Annotated in this window: 18 protein-coding genes; 8 read left to right on the forward strand and 10 right to left on the reverse strand. The window is 51.6% G+C overall.

The window, feature by feature from the left end; translation table 11 throughout:
• Positions 1 to 56 precede the first annotated feature (56 nt).
• The 4 genes from ABEW73_RS18325 to ABEW73_RS18340 all read left to right on the forward strand — a co-directional run bounded on the left by ABEW73_RS18325 (position 57) and on the right by ABEW73_RS18340 (position 7,056).
• Complete coding sequence (locus ABEW73_RS18325) at positions 57 to 2,222, forward strand: glycoside hydrolase family 3 N-terminal domain-containing protein (RefSeq protein WP_430166837.1); 2,166 nt, start codon at positions 57 to 59, stop codon at positions 2,220 to 2,222.
• A gap of 40 nt (positions 2,223 to 2,262) precedes the next feature.
• Positions 2,263 to 5,640 carry a GH36-type glycosyl hydrolase domain-containing protein gene (locus tag ABEW73_RS18330; protein ID WP_430166839.1) on the forward strand — a complete coding sequence of 1,126 codons (3,378 nt, stop codon included), beginning with the start codon at positions 2,263 to 2,265 and terminating at the stop codon, positions 5,638 to 5,640.
• Positions 5,641 to 5,723: 83 nt separating this feature from the next.
• Positions 5,724 to 6,221, forward strand: coding sequence for an N-acetyltransferase family protein (locus ABEW73_RS18335; RefSeq protein ID WP_430166840.1), 498 nt, complete (start codon positions 5,724 to 5,726; stop codon positions 6,219 to 6,221).
• A gap of 175 nt (positions 6,222 to 6,396) precedes the next feature.
• The gene (locus tag ABEW73_RS18340) at positions 6,397 to 7,056 is read left to right on the forward strand and encodes an MOSC domain-containing protein (RefSeq protein ID WP_430166842.1); all 660 of its coding nucleotides are present in this window, start codon (positions 6,397 to 6,399) and stop codon (positions 7,054 to 7,056) included.
• Positions 7,057 to 7,164: 108 nt separating this feature from the next.
• On the opposite strand, the gene ABEW73_RS18345 is transcribed toward ABEW73_RS18340, so the two are convergent.
• Entirely contained in the window at positions 7,165 to 7,713 is a 549-nt protein-coding gene (locus ABEW73_RS18345; RefSeq protein ID WP_430166844.1) for a GNAT family N-acetyltransferase, read from the reverse strand.
• A gap of 41 nt (positions 7,714 to 7,754) precedes the next feature.
• The gene (locus ABEW73_RS18350) at positions 7,755 to 8,009 is read right to left on the reverse strand and encodes a DUF2164 domain-containing protein (RefSeq protein WP_430166846.1); all 255 of its coding nucleotides are present in this window, start codon (positions 8,007 to 8,009) and stop codon (positions 7,755 to 7,757) included.
• Positions 8,010 to 8,286: 277 nt separating this feature from the next.
• Here ABEW73_RS18350 and ABEW73_RS18355 point away from each other — a divergent pair, with 277 nt between their 5' ends.
• Entirely contained in the window at positions 8,287 to 10,005 is a 1,719-nt protein-coding gene (locus tag ABEW73_RS18355) for a glutamine--tRNA ligase/YqeY domain fusion protein (protein ID WP_430166848.1), read from the forward strand.
• A gap of 173 nt (positions 10,006 to 10,178) precedes the next feature.
• Here ABEW73_RS18355 and ABEW73_RS18360 read toward each other — a convergent pair whose 3' ends face one another.
• Positions 10,179 to 11,462 (reverse strand): MFS transporter, encoded by a 1,284-nt coding sequence (locus ABEW73_RS18360; protein ID WP_430166849.1) that lies wholly within the window; start codon positions 11,460 to 11,462, stop codon positions 10,179 to 10,181.
• 141 nt (positions 11,463 to 11,603) lie between these two features.
• Here ABEW73_RS18360 and mobA point away from each other — a divergent pair, with 141 nt between their 5' ends.
• On the forward strand, positions 11,604 to 12,260 hold the full coding sequence (gene mobA, locus ABEW73_RS18365) for a molybdenum cofactor guanylyltransferase (protein ID WP_430166851.1): 657 nt from the start codon (positions 11,604 to 11,606) through the stop codon (positions 12,258 to 12,260).
• 158 nt (positions 12,261 to 12,418) lie between these two features.
• On the opposite strand, the gene moaA is transcribed toward mobA, so the two are convergent.
• On the reverse strand, positions 12,419 to 13,423 hold the full coding sequence (moaA, locus tag ABEW73_RS18370) for a GTP 3',8-cyclase MoaA (protein ID WP_430166853.1): 1,005 nt from the start codon (positions 13,421 to 13,423) through the stop codon (positions 12,419 to 12,421).
• A gap of 341 nt (positions 13,424 to 13,764) precedes the next feature.
• Here moaA and ABEW73_RS18375 point away from each other — a divergent pair, with 341 nt between their 5' ends.
• Positions 13,765 to 14,442, forward strand: a complete 678-nt coding sequence (locus ABEW73_RS18375; RefSeq protein WP_430166855.1) for a TorD/DmsD family molecular chaperone — start codon at positions 13,765 to 13,767, stop codon at positions 14,440 to 14,442.
• Positions 14,443 to 14,533: 91 nt separating this feature from the next.
• On the opposite strand, the gene ABEW73_RS18380 is transcribed toward ABEW73_RS18375, so the two are convergent.
• The 5 genes from ABEW73_RS18380 to ABEW73_RS18400 all read right to left on the reverse strand — a co-directional run bounded on the left by ABEW73_RS18380 (position 14,534) and on the right by ABEW73_RS18400 (position 20,249).
• Positions 14,534 to 17,749 carry an efflux RND transporter permease subunit gene (locus ABEW73_RS18380; RefSeq protein ID WP_430166857.1) on the reverse strand — a complete coding sequence of 1,072 codons (3,216 nt, stop codon included), beginning with the start codon at positions 17,747 to 17,749 and terminating at the stop codon, positions 14,534 to 14,536.
• Positions 17,750 to 17,795: 46 nt separating this feature from the next.
• Positions 17,796 to 18,734, reverse strand: coding sequence for a TetR/AcrR family transcriptional regulator (locus tag ABEW73_RS18385; RefSeq protein WP_430166858.1), 939 nt, complete (start codon positions 18,732 to 18,734; stop codon positions 17,796 to 17,798).
• Between the two features lie 151 nt (positions 18,735 to 18,885).
• Positions 18,886 to 19,200, reverse strand: coding sequence for a DMT family transporter (locus ABEW73_RS18390; protein ID WP_430166860.1), 315 nt, complete (start codon positions 19,198 to 19,200; stop codon positions 18,886 to 18,888).
• On the reverse strand, positions 19,200 to 19,541 hold the full coding sequence (locus tag ABEW73_RS18395; protein WP_430166862.1) for a DMT family transporter: 342 nt from the start codon (positions 19,539 to 19,541) through the stop codon (positions 19,200 to 19,202). Before ABEW73_RS18395 ends, ABEW73_RS18390 begins: the two co-directional genes overlap by 1 nt.
• Before the next feature lie 111 nt (positions 19,542 to 19,652).
• Positions 19,653 to 20,249 carry a TetR/AcrR family transcriptional regulator gene (locus ABEW73_RS18400; protein ID WP_430166864.1) on the reverse strand — a complete coding sequence of 199 codons (597 nt, stop codon included), beginning with the start codon at positions 20,247 to 20,249 and terminating at the stop codon, positions 19,653 to 19,655.
• 202 nt (positions 20,250 to 20,451) lie between these two features.
• Here ABEW73_RS18400 and cls point away from each other — a divergent pair, with 202 nt between their 5' ends.
• Positions 20,452 to 21,954: a cardiolipin synthase gene (gene cls, locus ABEW73_RS18405; RefSeq protein WP_339268520.1), complete on the forward strand. Its 1,503-nt coding sequence runs from the start codon at positions 20,452 to 20,454 to the stop codon at positions 21,952 to 21,954.
• Positions 21,955 to 22,026: 72 nt separating this feature from the next.
• Here cls and ABEW73_RS18410 read toward each other — a convergent pair whose 3' ends face one another.
• Positions 22,027 to 23,466: a phospholipase D family protein gene (locus ABEW73_RS18410; protein WP_430166916.1), complete on the reverse strand. Its 1,440-nt coding sequence runs from the start codon at positions 23,464 to 23,466 to the stop codon at positions 22,027 to 22,029.
• Positions 23,467 to 23,774 lie beyond the last annotated feature (308 nt).

A 23,774-nucleotide genomic window follows, 5' to 3' on the forward strand; every position in this document is an offset into this window, starting at 1 on the left:
TAAAAACGTTTCGAATTTACTATGGAGTGAACGGCAACAACAAAGGAGGATGGGAAATGGCAGACCAACAACTACTTTCTCTGGTAGAGCAGATGACGCTGGAGGAAAAAATTGCGCAGCTTATACAACTGGCCGTCCCTTTTTTCGAAGGCGCTCAAGAATCGGGGCAGATTACAGGACCGATGGAGTCGCTTGGTATCACCGATGAGATCGTAAGCAATGCCGGCTCCGTGTTGGGTTTGGCAGGTGCGGAGGAAGTGATAGCCGTCCAAGAAGCACATTTGCGCAAGAATCGATTGAAAATTCCGCTGCTCATCATGGCTGATATCGTTCACGGCTTTAAAACGATCTTTCCGGTGCCGCTCGCCATGGGGAGCTCTTGGGACCCAAGCCTAGCGGAGTGGAGTGCGGAAATCGCCGCCCGTGAAGCGTCGGTATCCGGCCTGCATGTGACATTTGCGCCGATGGTAGACCTGGTGCGCGATCCCCGCTGGGGACGCGTGATGGAGTCGACTGGCGAAGACCCTTACTTAAACAGTGAATTTGCCAGAGCTTTTGTCAGAGGTTTCCAAGGGGATGACCTGAGCGGTGATCTGAACCGGCTGGCCGCTTGCGTGAAGCACTTTGCCGCATATGGAGCAGGCGAAGGCGGCCGCGATTACAACACGGTGGACATGTCCGAGCGTCAGCTGCGGGAATATTACCTGCCTGCGTACAAGGCTGCGTTGGATGAGGGTGTCGAGATGGTCATGACCGCCTTTAATACCGTAGATGGCATACCGGCTACAGGCAATAAGCGGTTGATGCGCGATGTGCTGCGCCGCGAATGGGGTTTTGACGGCGTGCTGATCTCCGACTGGGGTGCGGTCAAAGAGCTGATTCCTCACGGGGTAGCGGAGGACGAGGCCGAGGCAGCATTAAGAGCCATCGAAGCGGGCGTGGACATCGAGATGATGACTTCCAGCTATGTTCATCATTTACCGGACATGGTACGAGAAGGCCGGGTAGACGTGAGCCTGATCGATGAAGCGGTCCTACGCATCCTGTCATTGAAAAAGCGTCTTGGACTATTCGAGCGCCCTGTACGGGGAGCCGATCCGCAGGCGGAACGGGAGATTGTGTTCTGTGAAGAACACCGTCAGGCGGCCCGGGAGGCAGCGGCGAAATCATGCGTTCTTTTGAAAAACAACTCGCTGCTGCCGCTGCGCGGTGAGCAGCGTGTGGCATTGATCGGCCCGTTCGCTGCCAGCGGCGATATTCTTGGGCCGTGGTCCTGGACAGGCTCCAAGGAAGATGCGGTAACCCTGGAACGGGGACTGCGCTCCAAGTTATCTTCCGGTGCCCTCACGGTAGCTGAGGGCTGTAACGTGAACGCCATGACCGGGCAGCAGCTGGATGAGGCGATGAAGGCGGCGAAGGAAGCCGACGTGATCGTGCTTGCGCTGGGCGAGGATTCCGAGATGAGTGGCGAAGCCGGCAGCCGTGCGTTTATAACCCTGCCGGAGCCGCAGCTCGAGCTGATTCGGCATTTGAAAACGCTGGAGAAGCCGATGGTTGCCGTATTGTTCAACGGTCGTCCGCTGGATCTGCACGGCGTGCTGGATGAGGCCGATGCCGTACTGGAAGCCTGGTTCCCGGGAAGTGAAGGCGGAGCGGCCGTAGCTGCCCTGCTTATGGGCGAAGCGAATCCTTCCGGCCGGCTCAGCATGTCGTTCCCTTATTCCGTTGGGCAGGTGCCGGTATACTATAACCATTTTAATACCGGCCGTCCGAAGGATGCGCCCGATGCGCAGGTACGCTATGTATCGCAATATTTAGACATTCCAAATGAGCCGCTGCTTCCGTTTGGATTCGGCCTCAGTTATACGGATTTCCTCTATGGGAGCATGAACTTGTCGGCGGAAGAAATGTCCCCGGATCAACCTCTTGAAGTTACGGTTTCGGTAACGAATGCCGGCGATATGGTCGGTGAAGAAGTCGTCCAGCTGTACGTCCGGGACCGATCCGGTGAGGTCGTTAGACCCGTCAAGGAGCTGAAAGCCTTCCGCAAGGTGCTGCTGCAGCCGGGCGAATGCCAGGAAATCACCTTTACGCTGACCGAAGAACAGCTGCGGTATCATCATTCGGATCTGTCCTTTACCAGCGATGCGGGTGAGTTCGACGTCATGGTCGGAAAGAACAGCCGGGATACGGAGACAAGACGTTTTCGGCTTCGGAAATAACTCGACTAACATCATTTATGCAGAATAGGAAGTGAAACTTGTGACAGCCAATCATGTAATGAACGATGCAAAAGTTGTACTCCAGGCAGGAGAATTAACGTTTTCCTTTTTGCCTAGCGGAGATCTTTATCAAGCCACTTACGGCACGACGATGATCAATCAGCTGCTCTCCAATTCGATTGATGGCGCCCTCAATAATTTGTTTCTGAGAATCCATACGGAAAGCGGCATTGAGGCCGTTCCTATGCTCGGAGTACGCTCCAACAGCGTGGTCACTCATACGGATAGCCGGATGGTGTGGGAAGGCAGCGTCAAGGGAGTAGATTATAAGGTTATATTTACCCCGACGGATACCGGCGCTTGGTTCTGGGACATACAGCTCCAGGGGGAAGGGATTCTAGCTGACGTCGTGTATGGACAGGATATCGGCATCGCCCATCCGGGCGCCGTTCGAACCAATGAAGCTTATTTGTCCCAATACATCGACCATGCTGTGTTCCAGCAGGAAGGTCTGGGGTATGTCGTGTGCTCCCGTCAAAATCAGCCGCAGGGAGGCGTCTTCCCCTATCTTCAACAGGGAGCGCTGACGTCTGCGGTCGGGTATGCAACGGATGGCTTTCAGTTTTTTGGCCTTTCCTATAAAGAAACAAATCAGGCGGAGGCTTTATCCAAGGAGAGCCTGCCGAATGAGGTATATCAATACGAGTTTGCCTATACGGCCCTGCAGTCCCCTCGTGTACCGCTTAGTGGCACAACCCGGTTCGTATTTTACGGCTTGTTTAAAGAGAATCATCCGGATGCAGTCACAACGCTGGAATTCCAGGATGAGCTTCAGGCTGCATGGCAGCAGGTTGAAGCGTCCCGCTTGACGGAGAAGGGAAATCCGCTGCCTCGGATCGAGCGATCCGAGCGTTTCGGGGAGCCTCTGCGCACATTGCCGCTGACGGAAGACGAGCTGAACGCTTTGTACCCTGTACGCCGCCAAGAGGAGCGTGACGGGGAAGAACTGCTCTCGTTCTTCACGGATACTTATGAGCATATCGTCATGAAGGAGAAGGAGCTTCGCGTAGAGCGTCCGCATGGCCATATCTTGATGAGTGGCAACAATGTGAAGCTGGGCAGTCCTGTCATTACGACAACCTCTTACATGTATGGTGTGTTTAATTCCCAGCTGGTGACGGGGAACACGAACTTCAACAAAATGATGAGTCATGCGCGGAATGCACTGAACGTGCCTAAGACATCCGGTCAGCGTATCTATGTGGAGATGGACGGCGAGTATCGTCTCCTGACGATGCCATCCGTGTTCGAGATCGGCTTTAACTATGTGCGGTGGTACTATAAGACCGAAAGCGACATGCTGATCATCACCAACTTCACGTCTGTTGCGGCATCGGAGGTTACGCTTCAAGTCCGTTCCGAGAGCGGAACGGCTTATCGTTATCTGGTCACTATGCAGATCACGATGGATGTCAACGAATACGAAGTGCCTTATCATATGGCTCAGGAAAACGGCATCCTGACGTTCCGTGCCGATTCGTCTTCACTCAGTGCTTCTGTGTACAAAGATCTGCATTATCGTCTTGGCGTGACGGGAGCCGATATGCAGGTTAAGGATGAAACTTGTCTGGCAAGCAACACCGCGTCTGGCAGTGCTTCCTTAACGGTGCTTGAGCTTGGCGAGAGTGCGGAATGGACCATGACCGTACAAGGCAGCCTTGATGAAGCGAACGCTCCGCTTGCGGCGCGGGAAGCCGATGAAGAGATTGCAAGTTATCGCTCGTTCTATGCGTCCGTCATGAATGGGTTCCATCTGAGCCTGCAGAATGGACAGGAAGATGGCTTGTTCAAGGTGAATGCGCTCGCCTGGTGGTATACGCATAACATGCTCGTTCACTATTCGGTACCGCACGGTCTGGAACAATACGGCGGTGCGGCGTGGGGAACGCGCGATGTGTGCCAAGGGCCTGTCGAATATTTCATGGCTACGCATAAATACGAGCAGGTACGCGATATCCTGCTTGAGGTGTATTCCCACCAGTATGAGGATGACGGGAATTGGCCGCAGTGGTTCATGTTTGATCAATATGCTCATATTCAGCAGGAAGAGAGCCACGGCGATATTATCGTATGGCCGCTTAAGGTGCTGGGCGATTATTTGGCCGTCACTCATGATTACAGCATATTGGATTCGGTTGTTCCTTACACAAGAAAGCACAGCTTCGATTTTACGGAGCAGACGTACACCGTGCTTGAGCATGTGAAGAAACAAATGGCCTATATTCAAAATCATTTCCTTCATGACACTTATCTGTCTTCTTATGGAGACGGGGACTGGGATGATACCCTTCAGCCGGCGAACGCACAGCTGAAGCAGTTCATGGTCAGCAGCTGGACGGTAGCTTTGACCTATCAGACCTTGAACCAGTTCTCCCGCGTTATGGAGCGTGTGGACCAAGCGATGTCCGATGCGATAGGGGACCTCGCGGAAGGAATCCAGGAGGATTTCAATACGTATATTCTAAATTCTGAAGTGATTCCCGGCTTTGTCTATATGGAGAGCAAAGAGCAGAGCAAATTCCTGCTGCATCCGTCCGATCAGGAAACGGGAATCCAGTACCGCCTTCTTCCGATGACACGCAGCATGATTAGCGAGCTGCTGACGCCGGAGCAGGCAGCAAGCCATTATGAGATCATCCGTGAGCAGCTGTTCTGTCCGGATGGCGTGAGATTGATGAACCGTCCAGCCGTATATGCCGGCGGCGTCAGCACGCACTTTAAGCGGGCGGAGCAGGCGGCGAATTTTGGCCGGGAGGTTGGCCTTCAGTATGTGCATGCGCACATCCGTTATGTCGAGGCGATGGCAAAGCTCGGCAAGAGCAGCGAGGTTTGGAGCGGACTGGAGCGCATTAACCCAATTGGCATTACAGAGGTTGTGCCAAATGCGGAGCTGCGTCAGAGCAATGCGTATTTCAGCAGCTCGGACGGGAAGTTCAACACGCGCTATGAAGCGCAGGAATCGTTTGATGCGCTGCGGAGCGGACGCGTGCCTGTCAAAGGCGGATGGCGGATTTATTCCAGCGGCCCGGGGATCTATATGAACCAGCTGATTTCCAATGCGCTTGGCATTCGCGAAGCGGGAGGAGACCTGGTGATTGATCCGGTCCTGCCGAAGACACTGGATGGCCTGGAGTTCCGATTCAATTATGCGGGAAAGGCGGTAACGTTCATTTATCACGTGGATCGCGCCGAGCGGACCCGTATCACGATTAACGGGCAGGATGTGGCAGCTGATGCCATCCGGAACCGATACCGTACAGGCGGCGTTCGTATTGCAAGTGCGGATTTCGAACGATTGACCGGAGAGGGCGACACCGGCTGTGTCGTGGATATTTACGCCTCAATTCATGAACAATAAATCTTGATCCGTGAAACTCGTCTGCAAGAAGGCCAACCGGTCTGATATAATAGAGGGAATGGTTATCAAAGCGAGGGATGGCGATGAAGACCCGGCAAGAGACATTGACCATCCGGTTCTCCGAGATGAAGGATGCTGCTGCACTCATGGAACTCGACGAACTGGTATGGGATCGCAACACGGCCCCTGCCCCATTGGAGTGGACTTCAAGAGAACATTATCTTCTGCATTGTCCGCCAGGCACACAGCTCGTGGCGCTGCATGAGGGAGAACTGTGCGGTTACATCGGATTCCGGTCGCCCACAAGTCTTCACAGTAATCGTCATGTGCTGGAGCTGAACATAGCGGTTCACCCTGCCTATCAACGGCAGGGCATCGGACAGCGGCTGATCGAGGCCGTGAAGGATATGGCGCGCGTGGAAGGCATTTCGAAGCTGAGGCTGCGGGTGCTGTCCAGCAATCCGGGCGCACTCTCTTTTTACAGGAACTGCGGGTTCCAGGAAGAGGGCAGGCTGATTCAGGAGTTTTACGTGGATGGGCGTTACGTCGATGATATCTTAATGTGTTGCTTCATATCATGATCACCATCATGATATCCCTCTAGGCCGGTTAACGGGCAGCAGAGAGATGGAGTCACAGAGTTGAACAGTCCGGCAGTTTGCCGGGCTGTTTTTTTCGTCACTTAAATGGCTTCTGGACAAGGGTATACGCTATTGCATATAGTAGATGAAAAGAAGAAGGCGGAGGTTATTTTCCATGACCATGGGCATCGTATCGCTGAATGTGGGAAAGCCTGTAACGGTTGATTACCAGGGAAGAGACCTGTCTACGGGAATTTATAAGCAGCCTGTGGAAGGGCCCTTGTTCCTAAGTGCATTGAATTTCGAAGGGGATGGACAGGCTGATCTCGTCAATCACGGCGGCGTGGATAAGGCGGTGTGCGCGTACCCCTCTGAGCATTATCCTTATTGGGAACGATCCTTGGGCAAGCAGATGGAGTATGCTGCATTTGGCGAAAACTTGACGCTGCGGGGGATGCTGGAGGAGCGGGTCTGCATCGGGGATGTATATCGGATAGGCGACGCGGTGGTGCAGGTCAGCCAGCCCCGGTATCCCTGCTTTAAGCTGTCGCAAAAGCATGGCGTTAAAGATATGCCGGCAAGAGTATTGAATACGGGTTACAGCGGGTTTTACTTTCGAGTCCTGGAGGAAGGGGACGTCCGCACCGATTCCCCGGTCGCTCAGCTTGAGTCTCATGCTTCCGGCATAACGGTGCTGGACGTGCTTCAGATGATGAAGGATGGACGGAAGGATGAACGCGGGTTGTCCCGCATGCTGGAGATCGATGTGCTGTCAGCCAGTCTGAAGACGCAATTCGGCAAATGGCTGGAGACCCTGCGGGACAACCAGGAGTGAGACGTGGGTTCCCAGCCAAGCCAGCCCCTTGCCTTGAACACATAGACAACAAAAACCGGCTTGTGTCCTTATCGTAGGATACAAGCCGGTTTTATTTCGGATTAAGGGTTACCTCATCCGCTTCCATTCGCTCTGAATCATGCCGTAGACCGCGTGGTTGACATAGCCTTGAGGCAGCTTCTCCGCTTCCCTTATGACTCCCTCCAGCACAAACCCTAACCGTTCCGGAATGGCCCGGCTGCGATGATTCGCCGTTGCACAGCGAATCTCTACCCGGTTCAAGCCCATGCGCATCAGCGCGTGATCCGTGAACGCCCGGCATGCGCTTGTCATCAGGCCTTGCCCCGTAAAATGCTGATCCAGCCAATATCCGATGCTGACGGAGCGGTTGCTCCAATCAATCTCATGGAACGAGATAGTGCCCGCCAGCTCCTCGCGGACCCAGATGCCGGCCGAGAAGCCGCCAGTCTCGGCCGCTTGCTTCATGGCGCCTTTGATATAATTGACGGTATCGTTGACCTCGGTGACGGCATCCACCCATGGGAGCCACTTGCGGAGACGGTCCCGCGACCGGTCGGTAATCTCGAACATCGCCCGGGCATGCTCTATGGCAAGGGGGCGTAATTCAACATGGTCATCTAATGTGTATCCAAACATACGGTATCTCCTTTGTTCTTCATCGTGAAGTATATGTAGCTTTAACGAGTCCGCTTCACTTTTTGCTCTAATGCGTAAATATCTTCTTCAAGGGAAATCATACGCTGATTGACCACCGTTCTGCAGTCGCTGAGCGCTTGATTGTATAGATACGGCCCTAAGGTCTCTATGAAAAAATCAAGAACCCCTTCCGCGGCCAGGTGGCCGAGGGTTTCGCCGCGCTCCGTTTCAAAGTATTCCTGAACCAGTTCAACCAGCTGTTCGCGTTGCTCTTTGGGAAATTTGCTAGGTTTCATAAGATGATTGCAGGCCTCCTTCAATCGTTGTTTTTCTCTCCATGCTACCCTATTGAAAAGCCCCCGTCAAAGCGATTCTCACCGGCATTTTCGGCTGTGGGAGGGTCCTCTGTACGCAGGTTAGATGCTGGGAGCAGGCTGCTCGCTGGAATCCTTATCCCAAGTCGGCAACTTGCGGCGCGGAAGTGCCGAATTCCTTGAACAATCACGGCATTACAGGTATATTTAAGGGAAACACGTTTATACAGGAGATAGACAGAAATTACAGGACGAAAGGTTGATCAACGTGGAGAACCATCGGGGCACCCCCTCCAATTTCATAAAAAATGTTATTACCGAAGACCTGAAGTCCGGTAAAGTCAAGGAAATCGTTACCCGTTTTCCGCCGGAGCCGAACGGCTACTTGCATATTGGACATGCCAAGGCCATATGGATCAATTTCACGCTGGCCGATGAATTCGGCGGACGGACGCATTTGCGGTTCGATGATACGAACCCGGTGAAAGAAGACATTGAGTATGTTAACTCCATCAAGGAGGACGTGAAGTGGCTCGGATTCGATTGGGAAGAGCTGCGATATGCGTCCGATTATTTTGAAGAGATGTACAATCGAGCAGTGCTGCTGATTAAGAAAGGGAAAGCTTACGTGGATGACCAATCCGCTGACGAAATCCGCGAAAAGCGCGGAACCCTGACCGAGCCTGGGCAAAATAGCCCGTACCGGGATCGCAGCGTGGAAGAAAATCTGGATCTGTTCGAGCGGATGCGCAGAGGGGAATTCGCCAACGGAGAGCGCGTGCTGCGCGCCAAGATCGATATGGCTTCGCCGAATATCAATTTGCGGGATCCGGTCATCTACCGTATCTCCCACGCGCATCATCACAATACAGGCGACACGTGGTGCATTTATCCGATGTATGCTTTTGCCCATCCGCTGGAGGATGCCATTGAAGGGGTTACGCATTCCCTGTGTTCCCTGGAGTTTGAAGATCAGCGCCCATTCTATGATTGGGTTGTGGCGGAATGCGAGATGGACAGCACGCCGCACCAGTACGAATTCGGACGTCTGAACGTAGCGCAGACAGTTACGAGCAAACGGAAACTGAAGCAGCTCGTAGACGAGCATGTTGTGGACGGCTGGGATGATCCGCGCATGCCGACGATCTCCGGACTTCGCCGTCTGGGATACACGCCTGAAGCCATTCGCAACTTCGTGTTTGAGACGGGAATTTCGAAGGCATACGGCACGGTGGACCGCCAAGTGATGGAACACTTTATCCGTGAGGACTTGAAGCTGAAGGCGCCGCGTACGATGGCTGTGCTGGATCCGCTGAAGGTGGTCATTACGAATTACCCTGAAGGTGAGATCGAATGGCTGGACGCCGAGAACAACACGGAGAATCCGGAGATGGGGATTCGCCAAATCCCATTTTCGCGAGAGATCTATATTGAGCAAGAGGATTTCATGGAAGATCCTCCGAGCAAATATTTCCGCTTGTTCCCTGGCAATGAGGTGCGTTTGAAGCATGCGTATTTCATCAAGTGCAATGATGTGATCAAAGACGAGAACGGCAAGGTTGTCGAGATCCACTGCACGTATGATCCGGAGACGAAGAGCGGCAGCGGCTTTACCGGACGCAAGGTGAAAGGAACGATTCACTGGGTGGAAGCCACGCAGGCCGTACCTGCCGAATTCCGCCTGTTCGAACCGCTGTTCAAGGACGAAGAGGAAGAAGCCGAATGGGTACCAGAGGTTGCAGGCGAAGCGGAAGAAGCAACTGCCGAGAAGTCCTTCCTGGACGACATCAATCCGAACTCGCTGCAAATCGTGCAAGGATTCGTGGAACCGAATATGAAGGATGCTGCACCGCAGGACAAGTACCAGTTCTTCCGCCACGGATATTTCAACGTCGACTCGAAGTATTCGCAGCCAGGGCGCCCGGTATTTAACCGCGTGGTCTCGCTGAAGAGCTCGTTCCAGCTTCCGAAGAGCTAATCAAGATTGCAAATAGAAACAGCGGCATTGGGGCGTAGAAGAGTCTCCCGTGCTTCCCTATAACGTAAACAAGACTCGAAGATTCCGTTCCAGGATTCATTCGAGTCTTGTTATATTTACGGTGATACCATCTTGTCATTTGAATGGCTTCTAGTACGGCTTTTAGTAACGTTCTAACTTGCAGCGTACTCCTCGATCTCCTCGCCTTCGGGATCGTCCGGATGCAGTGGCTGGTACCCGTGCTTGCGAAGATTGTACCACATCCAGCCAAAGCCGATGGCACCCACGATGGCAAGCATCGTGCCGGTCATGTACATGATCTGCGCTCCGAAGTTCTGGAACATCCAGCCGCCGGCGAGACCGCCGATGACGCCGGATATGCCGCTCCAGCTCAAGGTATAGATCGCTTGTCCGGAAGCGCGATACGGCGTCGGAACAAATAGCATCGTCAACTGAACGCCGACATAGAAATAGCCGCCGAAGGTTACGCAGTGCAGCAGCTGGATGAAGGCCACCTCCAGCGCGCTGTTGGCTTCCGCCATCAGCAGCCAGCGGAAGGCGAAGAGCAGGCTGACAATCGCCAGGCAGCCGACCAGGACATTGATTTTCCGTTTCAGGAAGCGGTCAAACAGAATGAAGATCACCACTTCAAATATCGACGAGAAGAAGATGGCAAGGCCCACCATCTGCTTGGTACCGCCAAGCTCCAGTATGTATAGGGACATAAAGGTGTTATTGGCTGTGTTCGGGATGGATACCATGATGCCTAACAGAATGAACCAGACAAAATAGGAGTTCAGGAACAGTCTGCTGAGTCCTTTAAGGTTAACCGATGCCGACGCTGTTGTTTTCTGGACGGAGGGCAGTGTGAACATGAACAACGCCGCCACCAGCAGCATGACCGAGAACACGATGGAGATGCGTCCCGATCCGAGCCGGTCGATGACAGGTCCTGCAGCAATTGCCGTCAGCGCCCATCCCAGCGACCCCCATAGCCGGAACGAGCCGAATTTTTGCTGCGTCCCCTCAATATAGGTTAGAATCAGCGAATTCGTCTGCGAGAACATCGGAGTCTGGAAGAAATAAAAGAAAATCATCGTCATGTATATCATTGCATAGGTATTCGCCTGAAAAACAAACTGGACCAGCAGCAGCGTACCGGTCATCATGATCAGCAGCACGCGTTTGATGTTGGCCGCCCGGTCACCCCAGAATCCCCAGAACGGATTTGCGAAGATGGACACAAATGGCGCGATGGCCATCAGGCTGCCGATTTCGATTTTGCTCATGCCGATGTCTTGCAAATATAACTGGAAGAAACCGGTGAAGATGACCATGGTTCCGTAAATGAAGAAGTTGAACAGCTTGAGCGATGTCAGCGAAGGTTGAGCATTGTCCATATTCCGCAAGTAGGTCATTCCTTTCAAACCGAATACAATCCAAAATCGCGGCAACATAGGAAGCCGCTTTCCTTTCAATGTATCATGCATTGAAAAGGGATACAAACCATCTTTTAAATGATTTTCCATTATTCTGGTTATTGACCTGTAAACTGAATCAACTTTTTTTACAACGTGTAAGAAAGGCGGGTAGAACATATGAGCGATCATCCCCTAGATGTTGGCCTTTCGCCGGATCAGGTGACAGGTATCGTGCTTGCAGGTGGAGCCTCCCGGAGAATGGGGAGAAACAAGGCGCTGTTGCCCATGGAGGGAATGAGTTTGATCGAGCGAACAGTCCAGGTGCTTGACAAAGTTAGCGGACGGGTAATCCTATCCACCAATGTCCCGGCCGCTTATCAATTTCTTGAATTGGAGTGCATTCCCGATCTCTATGTCGGGCAAGGCCCGATGGCGGGACTTCATGCAGCGCTCAAGTCATCCCAAAGCGAATGGAATATGGTCGCTGCGTGTGACATGCCTTATATCCATGAGCGTTTCCTTCGGGGACTGCTGGATCTGGCGAACAAGCAGTACGCAGCCGACGCTGTAATCCCCGTGGTAGAAGGCAGGATGCATCCGCTGCTGGCGGCATATCGCAAAGAAACCGTAGAAAGTCTTGAGCACAGGCTGATCAAGGGACAACTGCGCATGGTGGAGTGGGTGCAGGAGCTGAATGCCGTCTTTGTGCACGAGGAGCAATTAGAGGCAATGACGGGCCTTGATCCGCGCAGGATTTTATTTAATATGAACACGCCTGGGGAATATGAGGCAGCAGGCGGCCTGCTGAATTCCGACTTGTCTGAGGATAGATAGTAGAGTTTTATAGCAGCACCAATGTACAAAGCCCGATGAACCGGTAATCATACTAAAAAAATCCCCGCCAACTAAATGCTTGGCGGGGATTTTTAATATATAACTGCGCGCTAGCGATAATAAGTCTGCCATCGGCAGTATACGCACAGCAGACGGGTTTATCCGCCGATCTGCGACATGCGCCGGACGGTGGGGGTATGGTTTTGTGCCTTTTTCTCGAGCGCGAGCGCCATTTCATGATTCAGCGGTTTTGCACCCAGCGCTTTCCGGAACAGGTTCGCCACCGCGGAAGGATCATCGACGACCCGGCGCACGTTAAATTCGTCGGACCAGTATAGACAAGCCTTGATGTGGCCGTCCGCCGTTAGCCTGAGGCGGTTGCAGGAATCGCAGAAATGATCGCTGACCGGATGGATCAGGCCGAAGGTTCCTGTAGCTCCAACCACCTTCATGTTTCGTGAAGGCCCATTGCCGGAGGGTCCCTGCTCTTCTTGAATGGTCCAACCCGCCTCCTGGCATACTTCGGATACCCGGCTCAGCGGCAGATACGAATCTCGCCAGGTATCGGATGCTTGGCCGATCGGCATATATTCAATAAAGCGGACATGGAGGGGACGATCGAGCGTTAGAGCGATAAAATCGCGAATTTCGTCTTCGTTAAAGCCCTTCATTAACACCATGTTCAGTTTGATCGGATCCAGGCCGGCTTCATAAGCGGCTTCAATGCCTTCCAACACTTTATGCACCCGTCCGCCGCGCGTAATGCGCGCGTAACGCTCCTCATGAAGTGAATCCAGGCTGATGTTGATTCGAGTGAGTCCCGCTTCCTTAAGCAGACGAGCTTTGGATGGGAGCATGATCCCGTTGGTGGTAAGCGATATATCTTGAATTCCTTCAATGGAAGCAATCATATGGACCAAGGATTCCAGATCCTTGCGCACCAGTGGTTCCCCGCCGGTAAGGCGTACTTTGGAGACGCCCATAGGGGCAAGGACGCGCACGATCGCTGCAATCTCTTCATAGCTCATAATCTGATCGTGAGGTTGGAATTCCATTCCTTCTTCCGGCATACAATAGACACAACGAAGATTGCATCGATCCGTCACCGAGATGCGAATATAATCATGGACCCGACCGAAAGAATCTTTAAGCGGTTCGATCATGGAAATCCCCCTTTATAGCATGCATGGTCACATTGTAGCCATTCCCCGAACGGGAGTCAATGCGCCGTTTGGGTCATGACGGCAGGACAAGCAGCGGCAAAACGGCCATTCTTTTGTGAGAAGAATCACAGTAAACGCTTTCGAGATCCATTATATTGAAGCTGTGAACAAAAGCTTTCTCCCCTTGAAAGCGAGTAGTGACATTCTAGATTTCCGAAAGTTTCCTGAATTTTCCGAAATTTTCGGAAATCATTTCTATCTGCTTTCATTAGGCGTTCATCTAAGATATACTGTCAAGGATATCACATCCAACAAGAAAGGTTACCAATAGGAGGTTCGATATGGCGATATCACCTGTTCAAACTTTGGAGGTGCCTGACGTCTGTCACAGATGGCTTGAAAACCGGGGGACGGTCTACGAGCTGCTGATTGATTTTTTGGGCAATTGGCCCAGCTTGTCTATGATTGCGGAATGGAGCCGCGGAAGTGGAATTAGCAAGGCTGCGGAGTGTTTGAAGGCCGGTACGGAACTGATGACATATTTATGTGGACGCTCACCTGAGGAATTGGTTCGGATTTGCGAATATGAAGGGGCGGAATACCGCCGATTGCTTCAGCAGTCCAAACAGCGTCAGGCGGCAGAGTCTCATTATACGAAGAATGGATGCGCTCAGGATTTAGCCGATTGTTATGCATCCGTCGGTATTGCCTTTAATAAACTGCACGGGGAAGCGGACGATCATATAGCCATTGAACTGGAATTTATGACACTGCTTCATGACCGTATGCTGAACAATACGTATTGTGAACATAGCATGCTGCAATTGATGGAGGTTCAAGAGAAGTTTCTGGAGGAGCATTTGTTGTCATGGGTGCCATCCCTCTGCAAGGATCTGAAAGGATCCACGGAAAGTCCGCTTTATCAGTCGTTATTCAGTCTGCTGGAAGAGTTCCTCGCACAGGATCTGAACATGCTGAAGACGTGGAAGCATTCCAGGGAAGCTGTGCTGGTACATTAGCGAGCAAGACAACATCATCGTCGTCTACATCATAGTCATCAAAAAAAGCCCCGGTCTCCTATTGTAGGAAGCCGGGGCTTTGGTGTTCTACTTAATCTTCGATTCTTTTCTTGCTGAACTTCATCAGGAACTCGTACACGATAGGTACCACTACGAGCGTGAGCAGCGTCGAACTGATCAGACCGCCGATAACCGTAATGCCGAGACCTTTCGAGATGATGCCTGCGCTGCTCTCCCAACCGAATACGAGAGGCAGAAGAGCGCCGATCGTTGCGAGGGCCGTCATCAGGATTGGACGAAGACGGGTAGCACCGGCTTCAAGCAGGGCTTCGCGTGTGCTCATACCTTCGCGCTCCATATGGATCACGCGGTCGATCAATACAATCGCATTGGTCACGACGATACCGATCAGCATGAGTACGCCCATGAGTGCAGACACGTTCAGTGTCTCGCCTGTGACGAGCAAGCCGATAATGGCTCCGATGACAATGAACGGCAGCGAGAACAGGATGGCGAACGGTGCGAGACCGCCACCGAATGTAACCACAAGCACAAAGTATACAATCGCGATGGCTGCCAGCATGGCGAGTCCAAGCTGTCCGAAGGTTTCGTTGATTTGCTCAGTGACGCCTCCGAATTGGACAGATACGCCGTCTGGAAGTTCAAGCTTGTTTACTTCAGTCTCCAGGTTGGTGGAGGCCGATCCTACATCACTGGACAGAATATCGGCTGTGACGGTTACAACCATTTTCCCGTCGATGCGCATAATAGAGTCTGGAGTCGTTCCTTTTTCCACCTTGGCCACATCCTTGATCGGTACTTCGATACCGAGTGGGGAGGTGACGGTTTCGTTCTCGATTTCCTTTATACTCTTATAGGTTTTGCTGTCCGTCTCAATGTAAACATTGTAGGTCTTGTCCTCAATTTTGACTTCGGTCAAAACCGGACGTTCCCGTACCGGAGACAGCTTCATGGCCAATTGTCCGGCTGTCAGGCCAAGGGAGCTCAGCTTCTCTTGGTCGGCAACCAGCGTATACTGCTCAAACGCTTCGGACAAGCTGGTCTTTGCATTGTCGAAGGTGGCGGTATCTTTGTTTGCGAGCTCTGCGATTTGATCAGCCACCGGCTTGATCTGTTCCAGAGAGTCGCCAAAGACGTTAACCGTTAACTGGCTGCCGCCAAAGCCGCCGGCCGCCATGTCCATATTGGACCAAGTACCATCCGGTACTTCCTTGGCAAGATCCTCGACAAGCGCTTTTTTGACATCTTCGAAGTTTTTTGTATCCGGGTCATACATAATATAGAACAATCCGGAATTGGCTGATCCCATACCAAGCGGGTTGCTTCCGCCAATGGAGTACTGCATCGTTTGCACTCCAGGCTGATCCAGGATCAATTTCTCCGCTTTTAATGCGCGTTCCTCTACATCCTCCAGCATGACGCCAGGTTCAGGAGAATAAGTGACCATGGCATATTTGTCTTCCTGTTCAGGAATAAAGCTAACTCCAAGGTACTTCGTCAGGAACAAGCTTCCTGCCAATAACACGATGGCTGCCAGGAATGTAATGGCTTTGTGATTTAGCGTCCATTTCAGAATGGAACGATACCCGCGGGCCATTGCGCCCGGCTTCTCTGCATGATCATGTTTGTTCTTCAAGCCTTTGCGGAACAGGCTGTGCGCCATAGCAGGTACGAGCGTGACCGCCACGACCAGGGAAGCGAGCAGTGCAAAGACCATCGTCAATGCAAATGGCATGAACAGCTCTCCGACCATACCGCTGACCAGGGTAAGCGGCAGGAATACCGCGATCGTTACGATGGTGGAGGACATGATCGGTACAAACATTTCACGTGTAGCGGCGCTAATGAGCTCTCGGCCCGTCAACTTCTCGGTCGAGAGGGACATGCGCCGGTAGATATTCTCGATAACGACGATCGAATCATCGACAACCCGGCCGATAGCAACGGTCATGGCTCCAAGCGACATCATATTCAAGGTGATATCCATTTGTCTCAGGCACAGAACCGCAATCAGCAAGGACAATGGAATCGAAATGATCGATATAATCGTCGAACGGATGTTGCGCAGGAAGATCATAATGATCAGAACGGCGAACAGTGCGCCGAATAATGCCTTGGAGAGCATTGTATGAACAGAGTCTTCAATCGGCTTGCCTTGGTCCAGCATGATTGTCAGATCCATGCCAGGATAGAGGCCTCTCAATTCTTCGGCCTTGTCTTTGACCTGATTGACAACGTCAACCGTATTGGCGTCGTTGGCTTTCACGATTTGGATACCGATCGATTCCTTCCCGTTGGTGCGGGAGATGGATTCCGAGGTTCCAATAACTTCAATTTTGGCAATCTCGCTGAGTTTCACGGTTGGAATGCCGGTCGGAACGGCAGGAGCACCGCTTGGTCCGCCAGCTGCCGCACCGGTTCCAGGAGCGCCTTGTTGGCCTGCCCCAGCTGCGTTACCGGGAGGCTGCTGCGATGGTTGTTGACCTGCCCCGGCATTCGGAGCACCGGCTCCGGCAGATGCATCTGCACCACCGCCACCTGGAATAACCGGAATGGCGATATTCTTCAGATCATCAATGCCGATGATGCCGCCATCAATAGCAACGGCCTTCTGTGATTTTTCCATTTCGAACATGCCGAGCGGAACGTACAGCGCGGAACCCTGCACGATACCTTTGACGGTATCCTCCGTCAGGCCAAGCTCGTTCAGTTTGTCCTGATTAAACTTCAGCTGTACCTCGTTCACGAATTGTCCGGCTACCTGGATGGAAGCAACTCCGTCCAAATCCTCCAGCTCGGGAACGATGTCATTCTCTGTGATGCGTGTCAATTCATCCAATGCCATGTTGTCTTTGTTCGCAATACTTAGAGAGACAACCGGCATGGAACTCATGCTGAATTTGGATATGGTAGGTTTCTGGGCGTCATCAGGCAGCTTTACCTCGTTGATGGCTTCACGAACAGCCGCCGTAGCGTTGTCCAGATCACTACTATAATCAAACTCAACCATGACGTTGGCTGCATTCTCCATGGAAGTGGAGGTTACGGTTTTGACGCCGTCAATATTGCGAAGTCTCGTCTCGAGCGGTTTGGTAACATCCTCCACAACACCTTCAGGGGCTGCACCCGGATAGATCGCGGTGACACTTAAGAACGGGACGTTAATATCCGGAATGGTTTCTTGTTTCATCGTCAGTCCGCTGTATAACCCTCCGAAGCTGACGATGATGGTCAGCAGCCAGATCGCAAACTTGTTGCGCAGCGAGAAATTGATAATTCCTTTCATTAGGCGATTCTCTCTCCTCTCCAAAACTCTATGTCTCTAACTTGGACTAATTCCCCTTCATCATTCCACCGGGTGTAAGATAGCTTTCGAGTACAGTCACGATGGTGCCCTTGAGCTCCGTAAACAATGCTTCAAGGTCCTCGATCCCCTCCAAGTTGGCAAGCATTCCTTTCAGAACGGCCCGGCTGGGCTGGAGGGCAAGCAGCTCCTTCTCCATAATATTAAGCGACTCCATGGCATCTTCCCGGACATCCGGCTCCACCTGGATCTTCTTAAGCTCGTTCTTCATCGTCTTAATGACAATGAGAGGATGACGCTGCGTGCGCATGTCGGTTTGGCATAATTGGCCCAATTGCCCAACCGCCTCCATTGGGATCAGGGGCTCGGGCCGTCTGCGCAGAATGCTGGCTACAATATCATCGAGCAGCTGGATCTGATGATCAGCGATGATTCCCACATTCAAATGAAATCCCGGCATGAACAGGAAACGGATATACGAACCGAGCATACTGCCCATAAACATGCCGATTTCCATCGTATACGGCTCTACGTCCGGTCCATAAATGGTTTTCAGCTTATTGTTAAACCACTGCAATGTAGACAGCATTTCCTGCCGCATGTTTTCCTTGTTAAAAGGCGGTTTCCCCGGCGGCATCTGATCATGGAATTGCTTCAGGAGAAATTCCCGGATCTCCAAAAAATGGACCAGAAGCACTTCCGTCTGCTTGCGCAGCTGCTCCTTAGGTGCAAGCAGCGGATCTTGATCGACCCGGAGAATCTCATCTTTAATTCGGCTTGCGATAAGCTCGTAAATGCTCTTTTCCAGTTCCTCTTTGGATTTGAAATGAAGATAGAGGCTGCCTTTCGACATCCCGCATACTTCGGCGATTTCCTGCATGGAGGTAACCGAAGAGCCCTTCGCGGAAAACAGCTGCATCGCAGTGATGAGTATTTGCTGTCGTTTTTCTGCCGTTTTATCAGCCAATCAATAGCTCACCTCGCTTGAGAACTTTGCAGTTCTTATATTGACCATAAGGTCAAGGATTATTATATATGAAAAAGAACGACCGTTTCAACTTTACTACGGTCGTCCCTTCTCATGGGTTCTGAAAACATATGAAATTTGTTGAAATTATTTAACTGATCAATTTCAGACCGACAGCCGAACATAGAATCATGGCAATAAACAGCACCCGCCGCCACTCCTTGGGTTCCCCGAACAGGAACATCCCGGTGATCGCGCCACCCGCCGTTCCGATTCCTGTCCAGATGGCATAAGCGGTACCCATGGGCAGTACGGTCATGGCGTAGGAGAGGAGGGAGAAGCTGGCGGCAAAAGATAAGGCCAAAATCAGTACATAGCGCCATCCCTTACGTTCCGACACGCCTTTGATACCGATAACGCCGCCGATTTCAAATAATCCGGCAAATACAAGAGCAATCCAGGCCATTATTTGCTCACCTCCGGTTCCGCATGATCCGCCGTAACCAGCTTCAGGCCGATCACACCTGCCAGCAGCACGCAGATTAGAAGCACCTTGAGCAGTTTAAACGGTTCTCCGAAGAACAGCATTTCGGAAGCCACTGTTCCGGCCGTGCCGATTCCCGTGAAGACGGCATACACCGTTCCGACCGGCAGCCGTTTGGCTGCCTCGATAATAAGATAGAAGCTGACTGTAATGGCGGCTAAGGTTCCGAGCCATTCCCAGATGTTGGACGAATGCTTCAAGCCCATAACCCATATCACTTCGACTAACCCAGCAAGCAGTACAAAAAGCCAGTTGCGATTCATTATGATTGTCACTCCTTTTATGAAAACAACAGTAACCCCTGACGATTACCGATTCCTATTCTCCTTAAGCTTCTTTATCATGCGTAGAACATAGAACATTAACTCTTAACATTAACTCTTATGGTTATATCTTTGCTTCGTAACCCCTGACCAATACACAGGCCAGGCGGCTGCAAGACGTCTTTGGGCCCGCTCTTCCCCGCCGTACACGGTTTCCAGATGGATTCCGTCCACCAAGGTCATAAAGGCAATCGCCGCATCGCGCGGATGACGGATGATACGTCCATGCTCCGGACAACCCGCGGCAAGCAGCCTCGACAAGTTCTGCTCCTGTTGATCCAGCAGCGGATACACCATCGCCATTACTTCGTCATACAGCGTGCTTGGCGGAAAGAAGGCCATTCGCATGAAGAACCGCACTTCATCATCCAGGCGATAAGCTTGGAGACGGCTTTCAAGAAATCCGTGCAGCTGCTGCTCCAGCGGCCAATCCGCATGGTCGAGAAAATAGCCTACCATCAAGTCCTCTTGGCGCTGGAATACGTCCTGAAGCACCTGCAGAAACAAATCCTTTTTGCTAGAAAAATGGGCATAAATCGACGGTTTTTTGATTCCGCAGTCGTCAGCAATATGTTTTAACGATGCCCCTTCGTAACCGTTTTTGGCAAAGTGGGCAAGGGCGGATTGTTTAATGTCGGCGGCACTCATTAGATTCCTCCTAACTAACGATCGTTAGTTATATTTTTAACAAATGACGTTCGCATTGTCAATATTTTATTTTTGGGCATCAGGCCTTGTCGGCTCAAGGAGAACAGTCTTTAGTTCCTGGGGGAGATCATGTAGAATATGGTGTGACCAGCATCGTACACACATAGAGACAGAAACGATGAAGAAATAAGGGGTAAACGATATGAGAAAGGGAATAGAGGCTGTACTGATTACCGCGCTGTTGTTCGCGTTTTATTATTTTGGCATGGATTATTTCGGGAAGACGACCGGGACCATTATCGGGATATTCTCTACGCTAACCGTAGTATCCATCGGATTCATGATTTTTATGGAGAATCGCCATCCCACCAGCACGTTGGCCTGGATTCTACTGTTGGCGCTTGTCCCTATCGTAGGGCTTGTCTTTTATTTTTTGTTCGGACAGAACTATTTCAAGCGGAGAAAATACGATAAAAAGGCGCGGAAGGACGTTCTGGTATATACCAGCGAAGTGCTCCGGAAGAACACCCCAGACATCTCCTGCTTTAAGCCCGAAGTGCAGCAGCTCCTTCAGCTGTCTACCCGCCTTGCACGAACGCCGATTTCCTTCTCGAGCGATACCAAGGTGCTGACCGACGGGGAAGAGACTTTTGCAGCCTTGATTGCGGAGCTGGAACAAGCGGCGCATCACATTCATATGGAATATTACATTTACCGTCCGGATGCGATCGGAACGCAGATCCAGGAAATTTTGATACGGAAGGCGAAAGAGGGGGTGGCTGTTCGGTTTATGGTGGACGCCGTTGGCAGCTTGCAGCTGCCGCCTTCCTTTTTGCAGGAGATGCGGGATGCGGGTGTACAGGTCGCCGTATTCGGCAGTCCCAAAACGATATTTTTTACGAGCCGCGTGAATTACCGCAATCATCGCAAAATCGTCGTTATTGACGGGAGTGTCGGATTCGTTGGCGGATTGAATGTAGGGGATGAGTATTTAAGCCGCAGCAAGGCGTTCGGTTTCTGGCGCGATACCCACATGCTTGTTCGTGGAGAGGCTGTCAGAACGCTCCAAGTTATCTTTCTGCAGGATTGGCAGTACATGACGGGTGAGCAGCCGAGTGAACCCATCTATTATTCACCGGATTTGCTGGAGAACCGTGCCGGGGCCGTCCAGATTATCGCAAGCGGACCCGACAATGAGCGAAGAGCCTTGAAGAACATCTTCTTCTCCATGATTGTGTCGGCTCGTAAGTCGGTATGGCTGGCTACGCCTTATTTTATACCGGATGAAGACATATTCACCGCGCTCAGGGTGGCTGCCTTGTCCGGTCTTGATGTACGGATTCTGTTTCCGTCGAAACCGGACAAATGGCTGCCCTTCCTGGCTTCCCATTCCTATTTTCCGGCTCTGCTGGATGCCGGGGTAAGGGTGTACGAATATGAAAAAGGGTTTATGCACTCGAAGCTGCTGATCGTTGACGGCGAGGTCGCAACCATTGGCACGGCTAATATGGACATGCGGAGCTTCCACCTTAATTTTGAGGTTAATGCTTTACTCGTCCATACCGAAAGCGTAGGCAGGCTGGTATCCGACTTCGAGCAGGACCAGGAATCCGCTATCCTGTACGACCGCAATCATACCCGTAAAAAGAGAATCATGACCCGGCTGCTGGAGTCGGCCGCCCGGCTAATGTCACCTCTGCTGTAATGCGGTGGAGGTGGGGAACTCGCGGTACATACCGGCACTTCATGTGCGTACATACATCATAGTGAAAGAATTTTAAAAGGTAGTGAAACCGAGCCATTTTTGTAGTTTAAACAGGATGTCCTTCATCCATGTCGTTTTTCCTTGGTAAGCCTCGACTTCGAGACTAAAGACTGCGCCTTCGTTGAGCCATATTCGATGAAAGTAACGGTCCAGATCCCGGGTAAGCGGATGATCCTTAGGCGCGGCTATCCATAAGTTGTTTTCCAAATTGAGATCGGCCAGATTCCGCCGGGTGAAGTTGGTTGACCCGCCGGTAATCACAGACTTGCCTGTCGGTTTGGCAATGTACATAAGCTTGGTATGATACTGCTCTGTACCGGTGTTGTACCAGCGAATGGAGATGTTGCCCTTGGATTTTTGGATGAGCTCAGCGGCAGCCGGACGGTTAGGGATGCCGATCTTGTCCCGGCCGAAGGCGTTCTGGTTCGGATCCAGGATGAGACGGATATCAACGCCGCGATCCGAGGCCTTAAGAAGCTGGTCCATGACTTTGCTGTCGGACAGATAGAACATCCCCATCCAGAGCGTGTCCCCGGGCTGTGATTGCTCAATGGCCTTCAGAACATATTTATAGATCTTCCCTTCCGTCAAATAACGAACATCAACATCGTTTGCTTGACCAGAAGGTTGCACGTGTGGCTTGGAGTCTGGCTCATATTCCGGCAGTTTGATTCGGCTTGTAAGGTTAACGGCAGCTTGCTCGGCTGCAAGCATATCTCCAATGATGTCCCCGCTCGTTTCGAAGGCGATGTTTGAATGGAACGCGCTGGCGTCATGGATGTTGGCCGAAGTGACCAGCGCAGTGTTCTCGCTGATGACGATTTTACGGTGATTGGCCTTCACATTCAGCAGCTTCAGATATGAGCGGACCGTAATATCGGGTGCTTCGCTTGCCATCAGATTGGGGAGTGTCCCTCTGCCCGACTGGCCAAACCACTGGAAGAACGTTCGCCATACAGCGGAATAGATGGGCGTGGAATCCCGAAGCCGGTTGACATCGGTTATAATCACATGAATCCCGGCTGCTTTCATGGCCTCGAATTCCGGCAGCAAATAGGAGCCATATCCGGTATTGACTTCATCGGAAATAAAGAAGATATCCATGTCGGGATATTTCTTCTTATGAGCAACTAGGAGATGAGTGAGTTCCTCGCTGACTTTAGGGAATATCTGACCTTTATGGGTGTAGCCATTGAACAGAAACATATCGATCACCAGGAACTTTCGGGATTCATCGATAATTTGACCAATGCGTGGTCCGATTTCGAGATCATGTATCGGTTGACCGTCTGGTCCGGGATAGGTCAGGTCGGTCCACATTTGAACGTCGCTCTGGTAGAGTTGGCTTTCATAGGAGATCCCCTTCGGTAGCGGCTTATGAGTCTGATAAATCATCACGCCGATAAGCCAGAGAATGAGAAGGGTCAGAGCGATCAAAATCGTGTTTCGTATGCGGAAGCCTTTGGAAGGTAGTTTCCCTGGTACAAGCTTTGTACCTTCACGAGGTGTATTTTGATTTTCTGAAGCGCGCTTATGAAATAATTGGCGGAAACCTAAGATAGCCCATCCTCCTATCGCTACTGTTGTATAACGTTAATTAACATGAATGACCTGTCCTGACGCACTCCATTTTCTACAGTTCGGATAGTATTCGAATTTCGGGTTGTTCCTAAGATCCCAGGGTAGAATGATAGTCGAGAGGTTTCTTAGTTCAATACATGCGTAAGAATGGGTGAACACCGAGTTTATATTTTATCTTG

Origin of the sequence: Paenibacillus lautus, from assembly GCF_050482385.1 — a bacterium.
Classification (GTDB): Bacteria; Bacillota; Bacilli; order Paenibacillales; family Paenibacillaceae; genus Paenibacillus_AQ; species Paenibacillus_AQ lautus_B.